This window comes from Cupriavidus sp. FW216-B1 (assembly GCF_058789195.1).
Map to the genome: position 1 here is coordinate 17,211 of NZ_JBYTEL010000034.1, position 16,750 is coordinate 33,960.

Sequence of the window (16,750 nt, forward strand, 5' to 3'; positions counted from 1 at the left end):
ATGTGACCGCGCCGCGCGTCAACGGGGAGGGACGCCACCTCGCATCGCGGCCATGCTCCCCCCTCACGCTCCCTGGGGGCGCACTTCACCGCCCCGATCATCGCCGCCGCGCCGCCGCTGCCGGCGCGGGACCCGGCAGCCGACCTTTGTTGCGTCATCGGGATGTGGCAAACTCCCGCGCGGAAGCGGTTCGGCGCGCGCCCGGTCCGGCCAGCGAAAGGCGGGCCGGAGCGGCGCCAGGCCGTTTACTGCTCCTGGAGTGGCATGGGCAGCACCGGCCCCGGGTTTCCCGGAGGGATGGGTAAGGATCCCGCCGGCCCGCGGCCCACGCCAAGACCAAAGACCTGCCCGGCACAGGGCACCCCGCCGCGCCAGCCGCCGCGGGAAGACTAGAAGCTTCACCGTTGTCGTATATGTGGCCGGGAATCACCGATTCGCCGTGCCGCGCACTTTGTCTCGGGAATGATTCATGATTGGCTTGCCGGGCGGCTGGGATGCCGCCCGGAGTGGGGGGCCGCGCCGGCCAGGAGACGCGTTGGCGCGGGATGCTTGCGGCCGGCGTGGCGGGGCCTGGCGCTGGCCTGCCTGCTGATGGCGCGCGCCGCGGCGGCCGACGATGGCCCGCTGCTGCTGCAAGGCACGGCCGTGTCCTGGCTGCGCGACCCCGGCGGCCGCCTCGGCATCGCCCAGGTGGCGGCGGCCGGCGGCTTCGCGCCGCTGCGCGGCAGCCTGCGCGCGGGCCGCTCGCAGGACGCTTTCTGGCTGCGGGTGGTGCTGCCGCCCGCCGTGCGCGACAGCGGGCACCTGCTGGAGGTGTCTCCGGGCGGGCTGGCCGACGTGCGCCTGTACGAGGGCCGCGGCGGCGCCTGGCGCGAGCGCCCCGGCGGCGGCGCCGTGCCGTTCCGGCAGCGCGAGATGCCCGTGCGCGGCGCGGTCTTCCGGCTGGCGCGCCCGCGCCCCGGCGACGTGCTGTACCTGCGCATCCGCACCGGGCAGGCGATGGTGGCGGAGCTGCGCCTGTGGCGGGAGCCCGCGCTGCAGGCGGCGGCCGGCGTCGCCACGCTCGGCGCCGGCATGTACCTGGGCCTGATGCTGACGGTGGCGCTGTTCAACCTGGCCGGCTGGCTGGTGACGCGGCGCGGCCTGTACGGCTTGTTCGCGCTGTTCGTGGCCGCCGGCGCGCTGCGCTGGTTCGTCTCCGGCGGGCTGGCCGGCCAGTTCCTGTTCCCCGCCGGCCCCGCCGTGCCGCAGCCGCTGGCCGACGCGCTGCTGGCCCTGCAGGCGCTGTGCGCCAACCTGTTCCGCATCCGGCTGCTGCAGCTGCGCGAGCGCGCCCCGCGCCTGCTGCGCTATTTCCAGGGCTTGGTGCTGCTCGGCGCGCTGGCCGTGGCCGCCGCGCCGACCGGCCACTTCACCGCCGCGATGCGCCTGCTCTACGCGGCTACGCTGGCCGGCCACGTGCTCTCGGTGCCGGTGTACGCCAGCCTGTGGCGCACCGGCGGGGCGGCCGGGCGCCTGATCGTGGCGGCGCTGCTGCTGTATTGCGCGGTGCTGCTGCCGGCCATGCTCGGCGCGCTCGGGCTGGTGCCGCTGCACCCGCTCGCGCTGCAGGCCGCGCAGCTCGTGGACCTGCCCGCGGTGCTGGCGCTGCACCTGGTGCTGATGCTGCGCATGCGCGACGCCGAGCGCGAGCGCAACCAGGCCATGCTGCAGGCCAGCCACGCCGTTGCCGCCACCGAGCGCGAGCGTGGCGCGCGCGAAGAGCAGGACCGCCTGCTGGCCATGATGGCGCACGAAGTGCGCACGCCGGCGGCGGTGATCGACGCCGCCGCCCACAGCCTGCGCCTGCTCGACGATGCCCGCCCCGACCGCGCCCAGCGCGACAGCCGCTACCAGAGCATCCGCCTCGCCGTGCGGCGGCTGACGCTGCTGAGCGAGCTGGCCGAGGCGCGCGAGCGGCTGGCGCCCGGCGACGGACACCAGCCAGCCGAGCCCTTCGACCTGCACGGGCTCAGCCGCCAGGTGCTGGCCACGCTGGAGCCGCAGGCCGCCGCGCGGGTCGCGCTGGCGGTGCGGGCCGGCCCGGCCGGCGAGGCACCGCCGCAGCTGGCCGGAGACGCGCGCCTGATGCATTTCGCGCTGCTCAACCTGGTCGACAACGCGCTCAAGTACGCCTACCCGGACACGGCCATCCGCATCGACATCGCCGCCCGCGGCCATCTGGGCCGGCGCGGCGTGGCCTGGCGCATCCGCGACCACGGCCCGGGCGTGCCGCCCGGCAAGGAAGAGGCCATCTTCGAGAAATTCCAGCGGTTCGACGAGCGTGCCGGGCATCCCGGCCTCGGCCTCGGGCTGCCGCTGGCGCGCCGCATCGCCGAGCTGCACGGCGGCGCGCTGCGCTGCGAGCCGGACTGGCGCGCGGGCGCCTGCTTCGCGCTGTGGCTGCCGGAGGCCCCATGATGTGCAACCGCCTTGCCGCGCCTGTCGCCAGTTCCGCGGCACCGCGCGCGCCCATCGCCCTGGTGGACGACAACGCGCTGCTGTGCGCCGAGCTGCTGTTCCATCTCGCCCATGCGGGCTACGCGCCCACCGGGCTGGCCCACGGCGCGGCGCTCGACGCGCACCTGGCCAGCGAGCCGTGCCGGCTGGTGGTGCTCGACCTCGGCCTGCCCGGCGAGGACGGGCTCTCGATCTGCGAGCGCCTGCGCCGCACGCGGCCCGAGCTCGGCATCGTGGTGCTGACCGGGCGCGGCACGCTGCAGCACCGGCTCGACGGCCTGCGCGGCGGCGCCGACGCCTATCTCGTCAAGCCGGTGCCGGTCGAGGAGCTGCTGCTGGTGATCGCCAACCTGCTGCGCCGGCTCGATGCCGCGCCCGATGCCGGGCCGGCGCCGCAGGCGGACGGCGCGCCGGCGTGGCGCCTCGACGCGCGCCGCCTGCTCGCCACCACGCCGGCCGGCCGCGCGCTGATCCTGACGCGCGTGGAATGCCTGCTGCTGCGGGCGCTCGCGCGCAGCGCGCCGTGCCCGGCCACGCGCCGGCAGCTGGTCGAGGCGCTGGGCGGCAACTACCTGGAGTTCGACGAGCACCGCATCGAGGTCGCGGTCAGCCGCCTGCGCGGCAAGCTCGCGCGGGCCTGGCCCCACGCGCCGGCCATCCGCACCGTGCGCGGCGTCGGCTACCTGCTGGTGCAGCCGTGGCTGGCGGTCACGGCCTAGGGCGCGCGGGACGGCGAGACGCGGTGTGCCTCAGTGAGCATTTGTGAGCTTTGCCGCCGCGTATTTTTGTAAGCTGCTTCGCCACGGGCGCGGCGCCTCGAGACGCCATCGCGCCATGACGGCAACGCCGTCGCGGCGGAATCATCCTTCTCCTGCGCGACGCGGCAAATGCGAGAGATACGAAGCATGGAGCAGGGATGAGGCAGGGCGAGCTATTGGGCAGGGTGGCGGACGGCGCGGTCCTGCGCATCACGCGCGATCCCTGGGGCAATCTGTTGCCCAGCGTGACGCTGGCCGGGCCGGGGCCGCAAGACCAGGCCGAGGTCGTGCACTGCTGGCAGATCGGCAAGATGGTGCACGCGGGTCTGCTGACCTACGACAAGGGCGCGCCGGAACTGTCGGACCAGCTGGTGCCGACGGCGGCCGGGCTGGCGGCGGGGCGGGCCTGGAACCGCGCGAAGACGCGCGGCGAAGGGTAGGGCGGGGCAGCAAACAGCGCGGACGGGGCGGGCAGGCCGCCGCGCGCCCGCCCCGCCCGCGCGGTGCCCGCTATGCGGGCCGGCTCACCGGCGCGCGCGTGTGGACGCCGTCGACCAGCCGGTCGATGCCCAGCGGGTTGCCATCCTTCAGCGCGTCGGGCAGCAGCGCGTCGGCGAAGTTCTGGTAGCAGACCGGGCGCAGGTAGCGGTCGATCGCCAGGGTGCCGACCGAGGTGCCGCGCGGGTCCGAGGTGGCCGGGTAGGGGCCGCCGTGCACCATCGCGTCGCACACTTCCACGCCGGTCGGATAACCGTTGACCAGCAGCCGGCCCACCTTCTGCTCGAGCCGCGCGACCAGCGCGGCGCAGTCGGCGAGGTCGTCGTCGTCCGCGATCAGCGTGGCCGTCAACTGGCCGCGCAGGCTGTCGACGAGGCGGCCGAGCTCCGCCGCGTCGGCCGCCTCGACCACCACCGTGGCGGGGCCGAAGACTTCCTCCTGCAGCAGCGCGTCGCCTGCGAGCAGCAGCGCCGCGTCGGCCTTGAAGACCTGGGCGCCGGCCTTGCCGTCGCGCGGCGCCGCGCCGGCCAGCCGCGCCACGCGCGGGTGCGCCGCCAGCGCCTGCGAGCCGTGCGCGTAGTGGTCCAGCCCGCCCGCGCTCAGCATGGTCTGCGCCGGCTGCGCCTCGGCCGCCGCGCACAGGTGCGCCACGAACGCGCCGAACGCCTCGCCGCGCACGCCCAGCACCAGGCCCGGGTTGGTGCAGAACTGCCCGGCGCCCAGCGCCACCGACGCCGCCAGCTCCGCCGCCACCTGCGCGCCGCGGCGCGCCAGCGCGCGCGGCATGAGCAGCACCGGGTTGATGCTGCTCATCTCGGCGAACACGGGAATCGGCTGTGGCCGCGCGGCGGCCATGTCGCACAGCGCGCGCCCGCCGCGCAGCGAGCCGGTGAAGCCCACCGCCTGGATCGCCGGATGCTTGACCAGGCGCTCGCCCACGCGGTCGCCGAACACCATGTTGAAGACGCCGGCCGGCATGCCGAGCCGGTCCGCCGCGCGCAGGATGGCGTCGGCGACCGCCTGCGCGGTCGCCATATGGCCCATGTGCGCCTTGAACACGACCGGGCAGCCGGCGGCCAGCGCCGAGGCGGTGTCGCCGCCGGCGGTGGAGAACGCCAGCGGGAAGTTGCTGGCGCCGAACACCGCCACCGGGCCGATGCCGGTGCGGTACTGGCGCAGGTCCGGGCGCGGCAGCGGCTGGCGCGCGGGCAGCGCGGTGTCGATGCGCGCGCCGAGGAAGTCGCCGCGGCGCAGGACCTGCGCGAACAGCCGCATCTGGCCGCTGGTGCGGCCGCGCTCGCCGCGGATGCGCGCGGCCGGCAGCGCGGTCTCGCGGCAGACCAGCTCGACGAAATCCTCGCCGAGCGCGTCGATCTCGTCGGCGACGGCATCGAGGAATTCGGCGCGCCGGCCCGGCGCGAGCGCGCGGAATGCCGGGAAGGCGGCGGCCGCGGCCTGCGCGGCGGCGTCGATCTCCGCCGGCGTGGCCTCGACGAAGCGCAGCGGCAGGCGTTCGCCGCTGGCCGCGTCGACGCTGTAGAGGAAGGCCGAGCCTTCCGCGCGGCGCTCGCCGCCGATGTAGTTGTAGCCCGACGTTTCCGGCATGGCGATGGTCTCCTGTGGATGGGGGGATGGTGCTGCGATCCGCAACGAGGCGCGCGGCGTGGCCGAGCCGGCCGCGCGTCCGGGCCGTCGACTGTAGCGGCCGCGGCCGCGCCCGGCCAATGACGTTTCGGCCCGGGGTGATAAGCGGGCGTTATCGGTTGGGTGCTATCGGTCGGATGCTGCCGGCCGGGCGCCATCGGCCGTCGGCCCGGGGCCGGTTCCCGCACCCGGCGCGGGATGCCCCGGGGCGCCCCGGCAAGCCCGCCGGGCGCCGCAGCCGATATAGTGGCGCTTCCTCCCGCGCCGCCATCGCCATGAGCCACACCGTTCCCTCGCTGCACATCCTCGCCTCGCGCCTGCGCCTCAAGCAGCTGCGCCTGCTCATCGAGCTCGACCGCCACGGCTCGCTGCACAAGGCCGCCGACGAGATCGCCATCTCGCAGCCGGGCGCGACCAGGGTGCTGCGCGAGATCGAGACCCTGCTCGGCATGCCGCTGTTCGAACGCCAGCCCAAGGGGCTGGTCGCCAACGACCTGGGCCGCTGCGTGATCCGCTACGCGCGCCTGATCTACAGCGACCTCGAACATCTGCGCGAAGAGATGACCGCCATCGCGCAGGGCCACGGCGGGCACCTCGCGGTGGGCACCATCATGGGCGCGGTGCCGCTGCTCACGCGGGCGCTGGCGTCGCTGCGCCGCAAGCATCCGACGCTGTCCGTGGCAGTGGTGGAGGACACCAGCGCGCGCCTGCTCGATCTCGTCGACGAGGGCCGCGTGGACGTGGCCATCTGCCGCAGCGGCGTGAGCCGCCGGCCCGACGCCTACACTTGCCTGCGCCTGGACGAGGAGCCGCTGTCGGTGGTGGTGGCCCGCGCGCATCCGCTCGCCGGCGCGCCGGCGGTGGCGCTCGAAGCGCTGGCCGGCTCGAGCTGGATCGCCTATCCGGTCGACATGCCGATGCGCGTGGCGCTGGAGCGCGAGCTCGCCAGCGCCGGCATCAAGGCGCCGCGCTTTCCGCTCGAGACCGCCTCCACCTTCACCACCTTCGCCATGCTGCAGGAAGACCCCACGCTGGTGGCGGTCATGCCGCGCGAGGTGGCGCTGTTCGGCGAGCGCTTCGGGCTGGTGGCGCGTCTGCCGGTCACGCTGCCCTCGCTGGAAGAGCCGTTCGGCGTGGTCAGCCGCGCCGGCTCGGCGCCGTCGCCGGGCGCGCGCCTGCTGATCGACGAGCTGTTCGCGGGGCGGCCCGGCGGCGCGCCGCGGCCGGCCTGATGCGCGCCGCGCCGTGCAGAGTTTTCCGTTTCCGGATACACTGCGCCCCGCACTGAACGAGGACGCGCAGCGCGGCGTCCTCCTCGGCGGCGGGGTGGCAGAGTGGTTATGCGACGGTCTGCAAAGCCGTACACGGCGGTTCGATTCCGTTCCCCCCGCCTCCAGCATCGCTGGCCGGCGCCGCTTCGCGCATCGGCCATGTGTGTGGCCGCCGCGGCATGCGGCAGGCGCTCCGCGCGCCTTTCCCGTTTTCCTTCTTTCCTTTTTTCCCCGCCGTTCCCCCGCCGTTCCCCCAAATGCGTGATGCGACCCCGCGCGATGTGGCCCGCCGTTCGCCGCGCGCCCGCGCCATGCGCACAGAGGGTTTCCTGCCGTATTCCCGGCTGGAACAAGTCGGCCGAATCATGTAGTGTGAAGTCAACGCAGTCCATCCATGACAACCTCCGTCATCGTGCGTGGCGGGGAGATAATTGCAATGACAAGAGATCTGCGTGTCCGCGCCGCACAACCGGCCGACTGGCCGGCCATCGCGGAAATACTCCAGTCCTGCGGGCTTGCCAGCGACGATCTCGATCCGTCGCTGGCGTCGTTCCATGTCGCCCTGCTCGACGGCCTGCTGGTCGGCTGCGCCGGCACCGAGGCCTACGGCGACACGGTGGTGGTGCGTTCGGTGGCGGTGCTGCCGCCATACCGCGACCGCGGCGTCGCCACCCACATGGTGTCCGCCGCGATGATGCGCGCGCGCGCCAACGGCTGCGTGCGGGCGGTGCTGCTCAGCGCCAACTGTCCCAACTACTTTGCCCGCTACGGCTTCTCGCTGATCTCGGCGGAGTGCCTGCCGCCGGCGGTGCGCGCCTCGCGCGAGTTCCAGCGGCAGGAAGGCGCGTTGCCGCTGTGCATGTGCTGCGAGCTGAAATAGGCCGGCCAGCGCCGGATGACACAGAGATGAAATACCGATGACCTCGCCCACGCCGGTGGCGGCACCCATGCAGCCGGAGCCGGCGCCATTCGACTACCTGGTCTACATCGGCCGCTTCGAGCCGTTCCACGACGGGCACTTCGCCATGCTGCGCCGGGCGCTGTCGCAGGCGCGCGCGGTGGTGGTGGTGCTCGGCTCGGCCGGCGGCGCGCGCACCGTGAAGAACCCGTTTACCGAAACCGAGCGCCGCCGCATGATCGAAGCCGCGGTGGCCGGCTGGAACGCCGCCCGCGTGGCCGACCTGCGCTTCGTCGCCGTGCGCGACTACTACCAGGGCCAGCGCTGGGCCGCCGCGGTGCGCGCCGCCGTGGGCGCGACGCTCGAGGCGGAGGCCGGCGGCAAGCCCGCCGCGCGCGTCGGCCTGTTCGGCCATTTCAAGGATGCGTCCTCGGGGTATCTCAACGATTTTCCCGGCTGGCCGCTGGTGCCGCAGCCGAGCTTCGGCCAGCTCAACGCGGCCGACGTGCGCCGCCAGTGGTTCGCGCAGGCCGGCGCGCTCGACGGCGTGGCGCGCGTGCTGCCGGCCCCGGTCGCGGCCTTCCTGCGCGAGTTCGCCGGCAGCGAGGCCTTCGCCGTGCTGCTGGCGGAGTACCGTTTCCTGGAAGATCATCGCCGCCGCTGGGCGGCCGCGCCGTATCCGCCGGTGTTCGTCACCGTCGATGCGGTGGTGCGCTGCCGCGGCCACGTGCTGCTGATCCGCCGCGGCGGCCAGCCCGGGCGCGGCGCGTGGGCGCTGCCGGGCGGCTTCCTCGACCAGCACGAGCGCGTGGCCGACGCGGTGCTGCGCGAGCTCGACGAGGAGACCCGCTTCGACCTGCCCAAGGCGGCGCTGCGGCAGGCGTGCCGCGGGCAGGCGCTGTTCGACCATCCCGAACGCAGCCAGCGCGGGCGCACGCTGACCCATGCGTTCTTCTTCGACCTCGCGCTCGACGCGTTGCCCGAGGTGGACGCCGCCGACGACGCGGCCGCGGTGCGCTGGGTGCCGCAGCACGAACTGCTGGCGCGGGAAGGGCAGATGTTCGAGGACCATCTGCTGATCCTCGACCATTTCCTGCACCTGTTCGACGGGGCCGACGCGGCCGGCGGCGAGCCGGCTTCTCAGTGACCGCCCAGATAGGCCTGCGCCAGCGCCGGATCGCGCGCGAGCCGGTCGGCCGGGCCGCTGGCCACCACGCGGCCTTCCTCCATCACGTAGCCGCGGTCGGCCAGCGCCAGCGCGAGCGCCGCCATCTGGTCCACCAGCAGGATGCTGATCGACGCCTCGCGCAACTGGTCCAGCGAATCGAACAGCTCGGCGATGACCTTGGGCGCCAGCCCCAGCGACGGTTCGTCCAGCAGCAGCACGCGCGGGCGCGACATCAGCGCGCGCGCGATCGCCAGCATCTGCTGCTCGCCGCCGGACAGCAGGCCGGCGCGCTGGTGCTGGCGCTCGCGCAGGCGCGGGAAGCGGGCCATCATGGCCTCCACGCGCCTGACCATCTCCATGTGCGGCAGCGGGCCGGACGGAAACGCGCCGAGGCGCAGGTTGTCGAGCACCGACAGTTCCGGGAACACCTGCCGGCCTTCCGGCACCAGCACCACGCCCATCGCCGCGATCTGCTCGGCGTCGAGCCGGGCCAGGTCGGTGCCGTCGAAGGTGATGCCGCCCTGCACCGGCCGGTGCAGGCCCGACAGCGCGCGCATCAGCGTGGACTTGCCGGCGCCGTTGGCGCCGAGCAGCGCCACCATCTCGCCTTCGCGCACCTGCAGCGCCACGTCGTGCAGCACCGGCGCGGCGCCGTAGCCCGCGCATAGCGCGGACACGCCCAGCACTTCCGGCAACGCCTCGGAAGACGCCTTGCGCGCCCGCGCGCCGTCCTGCCCGGCCAGCGCGCCGGCCTCGCCCAGGTAGGCGCGCCGCACCTGCGGGTCGCCGCGGATGGCGGCCGGCGTGCCCGCGGCGAGGTGCTGGCCGGCGTCGATCACCACGATGCCGTCGGACACGTCCATCACCAGCGACATGTCGTGTTCCACCAGCCCCACCGCGATGCCGCTGGCGGCGATGCCGCGCAGCAGCGCGCCCAGGCGCGCCTTGTCCTCGCGCGACAGGCCGGCGGCCGGCTCGTCGAGCAGCAGCACCGCGGGGCGCGTGGCCAGCGCGCGGGCGATCTCCACCAGGCGCCGGTCGACGTGGGCGAGGTCGGCCGCGCCGGCGTCGGGGTCGCCGGCGTAGCCGCACGCGGCCAGCAGTGCCAGCGCCTGGCGCCGCACCGCCGGCGCGTTGAAGCCGGCGATGCCGAGCAGCGGCCCGAGGCGCCCGCGCCGCAGCGCGATGGCGACGTTGTCCACCGCGCTCATGCCGGCGAACAGCTGCGAGGTCTGGTAGGTGCGCGCGATGCCGTTGCGCGCGCTGTGGCACGCGCCGCGCGCGGGCAGCGCGGCCTCGCCCAGGCTGCGGCCGCCGGCGCGCGGCCGGTAGTAGCCGGACAGCATGTTGAGCACGGTCGACTTGCCCGCGCCGTTGGGGCCGATCAGGCTGGTCACGGCGCCGGCCGGCAGGTCGAAGGACAGGTCGTCGACCGCGCGCACGCCGCCGAACACCATCGACAGGCCGCGCGCGGCCAGCCCGCGCCGCGCCTCGGTGGGCAACTGCGGCAGCCCGGCGGCGGCACCCTCGCGCGGCGCGGCGCGCGGCCCGCGCGCGCGCTGCCACAGCCGCGCCAGCAGGCCGGCCATGCCGCCCGGCGCCACCCACAGCACCAGCAACAGCAGGCCGCCGAAGAACAGCAGGCGCAGGTTCTCCAGGCTCGACAGCAGCTCGGGCAGCACGCCCACCACCACCGCGCCCAGCACCGGCCCGGCCACCGTGCCGGCGCCGCCGATCATCACCACCAGCACGAACAGGATCGACTGCAGGAACGAGAACATGCCCGGCGTGACCATGCCCTGCAGCGGCGCGAACAGGCCGCCGGCCAGCCCCGCCAGCGCGGCCGAGATGGCGAACGCCACGGTCTTGACCACCAGCGGGTCGATGCCGACCGAGGCCGCCGCGGTCTCGCTGTCGCGCACCGCGCGCATGGCCGCGCCCCACGGCCCGCGCGCGATGCGCGCATAGGCCGCCAGCGCGAGCCCCAGCACCACCAGCGCGATCAGCGCCAGCGCGCGCTCGCCGCCGTCCACGCCGGGCAGCGCTGGCTGGGCGATGCCCATCAGGCCGTTCTGCCCGCCGGTCAGCGCGCGCCATTCCACCGCGCCGTGCTCGACGATGAAGCCGAAGGCGATCGTCACCATCGCCAGCCCGGGCCCCTTCACGCGCAGCGCGGGCAGCGCCAGCAGCGCGCCGGTGGCCGCCGCCAGCAGCGCGCCCACGGGCCACGCCGCCCAGAAGCTCCAGCCGGCCTGCCCGGTCAGCACCGCCACCGCGTAGGCGCCGATCGCATAGAAACCCACGTGGCCGAACGAGACCTGCCCGGTCAGCCCGAGCAGCAGGTTCAGGCCCACGCCGCAGATCGCCAGCATGGCGACCCCGGCGATGACGAAGACGAAGTAACCGTTGACCAGCAGCGCCGCGGCGCCGGCGGCCGCCAGCGCGAGCGCCATCGCGCCGACCTGCAGCGGCGTGCCGAGGCCCAGCAGCGGCGCTTTCGGCGCGTCGGCGGCGGGCGTTGCCCGCGGCGCGGATGCCAGAGTGGAATCGTTCATACCTTGCGCACCTCCGCGCGCCCGAACAGGCCGTCAGGCCGCATGGCCAGCAGCACGATCACCAGCGTGAAGGTGATGATCTGGGTGTAGCCCGAGCCGAGCGACGCCGTCACCAGCGCCTCGGCCACGCCGAAGATCAGCCCCGCCACCATCACGCCCCAGGCGCTGCCCAGCCCGCCGAGGATGGCCACCGCGAAGGCCTTGAGGCCGAACACGGTGCCCATGTCGGACTGCACGTTGAACAGCGGCGCGATCAGCACGCCGGCAATGCCGGCCAGCAGCGTGGACAGCGCGAACGACGCCGCCACCAGGCGCCGGATCGGGATGCCCATCAGGCGCGCGGCGTCGCGGTTCTGCACCACGGCCAGCATCGCCACGCCCCAGCGCGAGCGGCGCAGCGCGAGATGCAGCACGCCCGCCAGCGCCAGCCCGATCACCGGGATCAGCAACTGCAGCGGGTAGACGCCCACGCCGGTGTCGCCAAGCTGCATCGAGGATGCCGCCAGCGGCGAGGGCAGGCTGCGCGGCTCGGTGCCGAAGGTCAGCATCACCACGTTGTCGAGCACGATGCCCAGCGCCACCGTGGCCATCAGCCACGCATTGGAGCCGCGGCTGGCGAACGGGCGCACCGCCAGGAACTCCACCGCCAGCCCGTACAGCGCGCACAGCGCCAGCGCCAGCAGCACCGCCAGCGGCATCGGCCAGCCCAGCGTCTGCGCGAAGGTGTAGGCCAGCACCGCGCCGAGCATCATCGAGCTGCCCTGCGCGAAGTTGACCGTGGCCGAGACCGCGTAGGTGATGTGGAAGCCCAGTGCCATCAGCCCGTACATGCTGCCCAGGCCGAGGCCGCTGATGAGGGCGGAGATCCATAACATGGTGAGTCCTTGTGGTGCCTTTCTCTTTCTATGCGGATGTAGTTCGGGGGAGCGCCCGCAACGACGCTCCCGCCTTACTTCGCCACCGGCACGATCCGGTTGTCGACGAACTGCGCCCACACGTAGTCGTTCTCGCTCAGCGCGTCATGCACTTCCGGCGTGAACGGCTTGACGTAGGTCTTGATCAGGCCCTCGTAGCGGTCGATCTTGTAGAAGCCCTCGCGCACCGCGTCGCCCTTGGTGGAGCCGGCGCGCGCGATGGCCAGCGCGGCCAGCTGCGTGGCGTCGTAGGCGTTGGCCACGCCGACCGCCGGCGTGATGTCGTCCGGGCCCTTGATGTCGCTGTACTTGGCCTTGAGCTCGGCGACCACGCGCGTGCTGACCGGCGTGGGCGTGCCGAAGAAGCTGTAGGTCTGCACGAAGTGGACGTTCCTGGCATTGGCGCCGGCCAGCTCGGTGAAGCGCCCGCCGGCCGGGCCCCAGTGCGAGACCACCGGCACCTTCCAGCCCATGCGGTCGAGCGACTTCACCACCTGCGCCGACGGCCCCACGTTGCCGACCATGAACAGCACGTCGGCGCCGGCGGCCTTGAGGCGGCCGAGCTGCGGTACCACATCGACGTCGTTGGCCTCGAACTTCTCCACGCCGGCCGGCTTCATGCCCTTGGCCGCGAGCGCGGCGACGATGCCCTTCTCGTTCGATTCGCCCCACGGGTTGTTGACCAGGATCAGGCCGGGCTTGCTGGCGTTGAAGCTCTTCTGCGCGTACTGCAGCATGGCCTTGTCGACCACCTCGTCCACCGCCGAGACGCGGAAGGCGTAGTTGGGATTGGCGCCGTTGCGCGTGATCGGCGTGCCGGCCGCCCACGGTCCCATGAACGGCACCTTCTCCTGGTTGGCGATCGGCACGATGGCCATCGACACCGGCGTGTCGAGCCCGCCGAACAGCACCGCCACCTTCTCCTTGTAGATCAGCTCGCGCGCGGCCAGCACGCCCTTGGCGGGGTTGCCTTCGTCGTCGCGCCGCACCAGCTCCAGCTTGCGCCCGCCCAGCAGGCCACCCTTGGCGTTGATCTCGTCGATGGCGATGGTCATGCCGCGCGTGAGCGCCTCGCCGGCGCGCGCCGACTGGCCGGACAGGGCCGTGACCAGCCCGATCTTGATGGTGTCGGCCGCGAGCGCGGGCAGGGCGGGCAAGGCGCAGGCGGCGGCGATGGCGGCCAGCACGGCGCGGCGAGAGACGGTGGTCATGGCAGTTCTCCGGAAATGGGAAAAAGCAGGGGCAGGCGAGGATGGGAATGGGCTACGGGCACTGCCGCTCGCAAGACGCATGCCATCCGTCGGCGAAACGGGGTGAAACCCCGCGACGACACGGAATTCGATACGTAGACGATATGGCCTGCTTTTTGCGAACGATCCTGCAAAGAAGTTGCATACGATCAACGCAGCCCGTCCCTGCACGATGTCGGTGCCCGGCGCCCTGAGCGGTGGCGGGGCTGCACCGAAGCGGCGCCAGGGCGGGCACGACGCGAGACCACCGGACCATGACGCAAGACCTGCTTTCCCCCGCCGCCGAGGCGCCGGCCGGCGCCGAGCCTGGCCACGAGTTCGGACCGCTGCGCACGCACGGACGCTTCCCGTACCGGCCCATCACCGACGCCGACGACTACCGCTGGCCCGGCGGCGCGCGGCTGGCGGTCTACCTCGGCTTCAACATCGAGCACTTCGCCTTCGGCGAGGGGTTGGGCGCCAACCTCGGCCCGGTCTCGCCGCAGCCGGACGTGCTCAACTACAGCTGGCGCGAGTACGGCAACCGCGTGGGCGTGTGGCGCTGCCTGGAGCTGTTCGACGAACTGGCGCTGCCGGCCGGCGTCATCATCAACACCGCGCTCTATGACCACTGCCCCGAAGTGGTGGACGCCTTCCTCGCGCGCGGCGACGAGCTGATCGGCCACGGCCACACCAACGCGCGCCGCCAGAGCGAGCTCGACGAAGCCGGCGAGCGCGCGCTGCTGCGCCATTGCCGCGCGCGCATCGCCGCGCACGCGGGCACGGCGCCGTCGGGCTGGCTGTCGCCGTGGATCGCCGAGACCGCGCGCACGCCCGACCTGCTGGCCGAGACCGGCTACCGCTACACGCTCAACTGGTGCCACGACGACCGCCCGGTGCGCATGGATACGCGCGCCGGCCCGCTGTGGGCGATTCCCTATCCGCAGGAGCTCAACGACATCCCGATGATCGTGGGCCGCCAGATGGACGGCCGCGCCTTCGCCGACATGATCGTCGACCAGTTCGACGAGATGCTGGCGCAGGCGGACCACCCGCTGCACCCGCAGCCGCTGGTGATGGGCATCGCGCTGCATCCCTACCTGGTCGGCCAGCCCTACCGGCTGCGCCACCTGCGCCGCGCGCTGGCGCACATCGCCGCGCGTGCCAGGCAGGGCGGCGTGTGGCTGGCCACGCCGGGCGCGATCTGCGACCACCTCGAACAGGTGGCGCCGCTGCCCGTCACCGCTTCGCGCTAACATCATGCGCTCGAACGCTAACCCGTCCCCGGCCGACGTCATGCCCCGCACCGCATCGCCCCGCACCGCCAGACCGGCAGGCGCGCCGCCCAAGGCCGCGCGCAAGCGCGCCGCCGCCACCGGTTCCATTGCCGATCCCGCCGCAGATTCCACCATCGATTCCGCCATCGATCCCGCCGGCGCGGCCGCGCCGGATGCCGACACGCGCATCTACCAGTCCATCTTCGACGGCGTGCTCAACCACCGCCTCACGCCCGGCACCAAGCTGCCCGAGCCCGAGCTGTGCCAGTTGTTCGGCGTGGGCCGCGCGGTGGTGCGGCGCGTGCTGGAAAAGCTCGCGCACGACGGCATCGTCGAGCTGCGCCCCAACAAGGGCGCGGTCATCGCCGAGCCCACGCCGGCCGAGACCAGCCAGATCTTCGAGGCGCGCCGCGCGCTGGAGCGCGTGCTGGTGGAACTGGCGGTGGCGCGCGTCACCGACGCCGACCTGCGCGCGCTGCGCGCCCAGCTCGCCGCCGAGCACGAAGCCATGCACCGCTTCGACCAGCCCTCGTGGGCGCGGCTGGCGAGCGGCTTCCACCTGCGCATCGCGGCGCTGGCGCGCAACCCGGTGCTGCAGCGCTACCTGACCGAACTGGTGTCGCGCTGCTCGCTGATCGTGGGCCTGTACGAGCCGCCCGGCCACGCGCCGTGCGAGCACGACGAACACGCCGCCATCGTCGACTGCATCGAGCGGCGCGACGCCGCCGGCGCGGTGCAGCGCATGGAAGCGCACCTGCGCGAGCTGGAGCAGCGCATCGAGACCTCGCGCATGCAGGGCGAGAAAAGCCTGGCGCAACTGCTCGGCCTGAGCAAGGAGTAAGCATGGAAGTCGATTTCGAAGCGATCACCGAGTACCAGCGCTACAAGCTGATGGCCAGCCTGATCGTGCCGCGCCCGATCGCGCTGGTGACGACGCTGGCCGCGGACGGCACCGTCAATGCCGCGCCGTTCTCCATGTTCAACATGCTGGGCGAGGAGCCGCCCATCGTGATGATCAGCGTCAACCGGATGCAGGACGGCGCGCTCAAGGACACCGCCGTCAACATCGCGCGCAGCCGCGAGTTCGTGGTGCACCTGAGCGACGAAGCGATGGCGCAGAAGATGCACGACTGCGGCGAGCGCCTGCCGCCCGACCAGAGCGAGCTGGCGCGCGTGGGCCTCACGCCGCTGCCCTCCAGCGCGGTGGCGCCGCCGCGCATCGCCGAGGCGCCGGTGGCGTTCGAATGCACGCTGTGGGAAACGCTGGAAACCACCAGCCGCCAGATCTTCATCGGCCGCGTGCTGCGCCTGCACGCGTGCGACGGCCTGATCGACACCGAGACCTGGCGCGTGCGCCTGCAGGACTATTTCCCGGTGGGCCGCTTCGGCGCGAGCTTCTACGTGACCACGCGCGACCGGTTCTCGCTGGACACGGAGGCAGGGGTGGCTACGGCGAGTACGGCGGTGGACGAGATGTGAAGGTGCGCCGGGGGCGCCCAGTCCGCGCTTGCCATGCGTGAATGCATAGACTGGACCAACCGAACTTAGTTTAGTTGGGCGTACCATGCCCGGTCCCGTGCGCCTCGTGCGCTAGCGTGCCTCCCGCCTAATGGCTGATCATCCAGGGCCGCCCGTTCGGGTTGCCCTTCGGCGCGCCAGCCGGCGCGCCGGCCAGCTTCACCTTGCCCGCGCCCGAGCAGCACCCGCAGCCCGCGCCGTGCCCGCGCCCCGATTCCTTGGGCGCGTGCGCGCTGCGTTCATTGATGGCGTGCGCGCGGCGCGACGCGGCCGGCATGCCGGCCAGCGACGGCGCGGCGACCAGCGCGCGTTCGGCGAAGCTGCCGCAGGACGGGCAGGCGCAGGGGTCGTCGCGGCGCGACATGGGCCGCAGCGCGGCAAAGTCGCCGCAGTCGCGGCAGCGGTAGTCGTAGGTCGGCATGCGGTGGCCTCCGGTCTGGTTTGCGGGCGCGGGGGGGGGGGGGGGGGGGGGGGGGGGGGGGGGGGGGGGGGGGGGGGGGGGGGGGGGGGGGGGGGGGGGG

At 73.5% G+C, this 16,750-nt stretch carries 14 protein-coding genes and 1 tRNA gene; 10 read left to right on the forward strand and 5 right to left on the reverse strand.

Annotated elements, in window-relative coordinates:
- Window positions 1-549 precede the first annotated feature (549 nt).
- The 3 genes from AC3WXD_RS33605 to AC3WXD_RS33615 all read left to right on the forward strand — a co-directional run bounded on the left by AC3WXD_RS33605 (window position 550) and on the right by AC3WXD_RS33615 (window position 3,697).
- The gene (locus AC3WXD_RS33605) at window positions 550-2,460 is read left to right on the forward strand and encodes a sensor histidine kinase (RefSeq protein ID WP_492325560.1); all 1,911 of its coding nucleotides are present in this window, start codon (window positions 550-552) and stop codon (window positions 2,458-2,460) included.
- On the forward strand, window positions 2,457-3,218 hold the full coding sequence (locus AC3WXD_RS33610; RefSeq protein ID WP_020205244.1) for a response regulator transcription factor: 762 nt from the start codon (window positions 2,457-2,459) through the stop codon (window positions 3,216-3,218). Before AC3WXD_RS33605 ends, AC3WXD_RS33610 begins: the two co-directional genes overlap by 4 nt.
- A gap of 197 nt (window positions 3,219-3,415) precedes the next feature.
- On the forward strand, window positions 3,416-3,697 hold the full coding sequence (locus AC3WXD_RS33615) for a hypothetical protein (RefSeq protein WP_492325561.1): 282 nt from the start codon (window positions 3,416-3,418) through the stop codon (window positions 3,695-3,697).
- A 70-nt stretch (window positions 3,698-3,767) separates the two neighbouring features.
- Here the strand turns inward: AC3WXD_RS33615 and AC3WXD_RS33620 are convergent, their stop codons facing one another.
- Window positions 3,768-5,360 (reverse strand): aldehyde dehydrogenase (NADP(+)), encoded by a 1,593-nt coding sequence (locus AC3WXD_RS33620; RefSeq protein WP_020205246.1) that lies wholly within the window; start codon window positions 5,358-5,360, stop codon window positions 3,768-3,770.
- Between the two features lie 314 nt (window positions 5,361-5,674).
- Here AC3WXD_RS33620 and AC3WXD_RS33625 point away from each other — a divergent pair, with 314 nt between their 5' ends.
- The 4 genes from AC3WXD_RS33625 to AC3WXD_RS33640 all read left to right on the forward strand — a co-directional run bounded on the left by AC3WXD_RS33625 (window position 5,675) and on the right by AC3WXD_RS33640 (window position 8,715).
- Window positions 5,675-6,631: a LysR family transcriptional regulator gene (locus tag AC3WXD_RS33625; protein ID WP_492325562.1), complete on the forward strand. Its 957-nt coding sequence runs from the start codon at window positions 5,675-5,677 to the stop codon at window positions 6,629-6,631.
- Window positions 6,632-6,719: 88 nt separating this feature from the next.
- Window positions 6,720-6,795, forward strand: a tRNA-Cys gene (locus tag AC3WXD_RS33630).
- A 311-nt stretch (window positions 6,796-7,106) separates the two neighbouring features.
- A complete protein-coding gene (locus AC3WXD_RS33635) occupies window positions 7,107-7,550 on the forward strand; it encodes a GNAT family N-acetyltransferase (protein ID WP_020205248.1) in 444 nt (147 codons plus the stop codon).
- Window positions 7,551-7,587: 37 nt separating this feature from the next.
- Window positions 7,588-8,715 (forward strand): bifunctional nicotinamide-nucleotide adenylyltransferase/Nudix hydroxylase, encoded by a 1,128-nt coding sequence (locus AC3WXD_RS33640; protein WP_492325563.1) that lies wholly within the window; start codon window positions 7,588-7,590, stop codon window positions 8,713-8,715.
- Here the strand turns inward: AC3WXD_RS33640 and AC3WXD_RS33645 are convergent.
- From AC3WXD_RS33645 to AC3WXD_RS33655, 3 genes are all read right to left on the reverse strand, one after another.
- Window positions 8,709-11,291, reverse strand: a complete 2,583-nt coding sequence (locus AC3WXD_RS33645; protein ID WP_454730787.1) for a branched-chain amino acid ABC transporter ATP-binding protein/permease — start codon at window positions 11,289-11,291, stop codon at window positions 8,709-8,711. The two genes, AC3WXD_RS33640 and AC3WXD_RS33645, sit on opposite strands and share 7 nt — an antisense overlap.
- Window positions 11,288-12,166 carry a branched-chain amino acid ABC transporter permease gene (locus AC3WXD_RS33650; protein WP_020205251.1) on the reverse strand — a complete coding sequence of 293 codons (879 nt, stop codon included), beginning with the start codon at window positions 12,164-12,166 and terminating at the stop codon, window positions 11,288-11,290. Before AC3WXD_RS33650 ends, AC3WXD_RS33645 begins: the two co-directional genes overlap by 4 nt.
- Before the next feature lie 74 nt (window positions 12,167-12,240).
- The gene (locus AC3WXD_RS33655; RefSeq protein WP_020205252.1) at window positions 12,241-13,416 is read right to left on the reverse strand and encodes an ABC transporter substrate-binding protein; all 1,176 of its coding nucleotides are present in this window, start codon (window positions 13,414-13,416) and stop codon (window positions 12,241-12,243) included.
- 293 nt (window positions 13,417-13,709) lie between these two features.
- Here AC3WXD_RS33655 and AC3WXD_RS33660 point away from each other — a divergent pair, with 293 nt between their 5' ends.
- From AC3WXD_RS33660 to AC3WXD_RS33670, 3 genes are read left to right on the forward strand one after another with little or no spacing between them, the layout of a single operon-like run.
- On the forward strand, window positions 13,710-14,690 hold the full coding sequence (locus tag AC3WXD_RS33660) for a polysaccharide deacetylase family protein (protein ID WP_492325564.1): 981 nt from the start codon (window positions 13,710-13,712) through the stop codon (window positions 14,688-14,690).
- 40 nt (window positions 14,691-14,730) lie between these two features.
- On the forward strand, window positions 14,731-15,552 hold the full coding sequence (locus AC3WXD_RS33665; protein WP_492325565.1) for a GntR family transcriptional regulator: 822 nt from the start codon (window positions 14,731-14,733) through the stop codon (window positions 15,550-15,552).
- A 2-nt stretch (window positions 15,553-15,554) separates the two neighbouring features.
- Window positions 15,555-16,190 carry a flavin reductase family protein gene (locus AC3WXD_RS33670; protein ID WP_492325566.1) on the forward strand — a complete coding sequence of 212 codons (636 nt, stop codon included), beginning with the start codon at window positions 15,555-15,557 and terminating at the stop codon, window positions 16,188-16,190.
- A gap of 127 nt (window positions 16,191-16,317) precedes the next feature.
- Here the strand turns inward: AC3WXD_RS33670 and AC3WXD_RS33675 are convergent, their stop codons facing one another.
- Entirely contained in the window at window positions 16,318-16,650 is a 333-nt protein-coding gene (locus AC3WXD_RS33675) for a zinc ribbon domain-containing protein (RefSeq protein ID WP_492325567.1), read from the reverse strand.
- Between the last annotated feature and the right edge of the window lie 100 nt (window positions 16,651-16,750).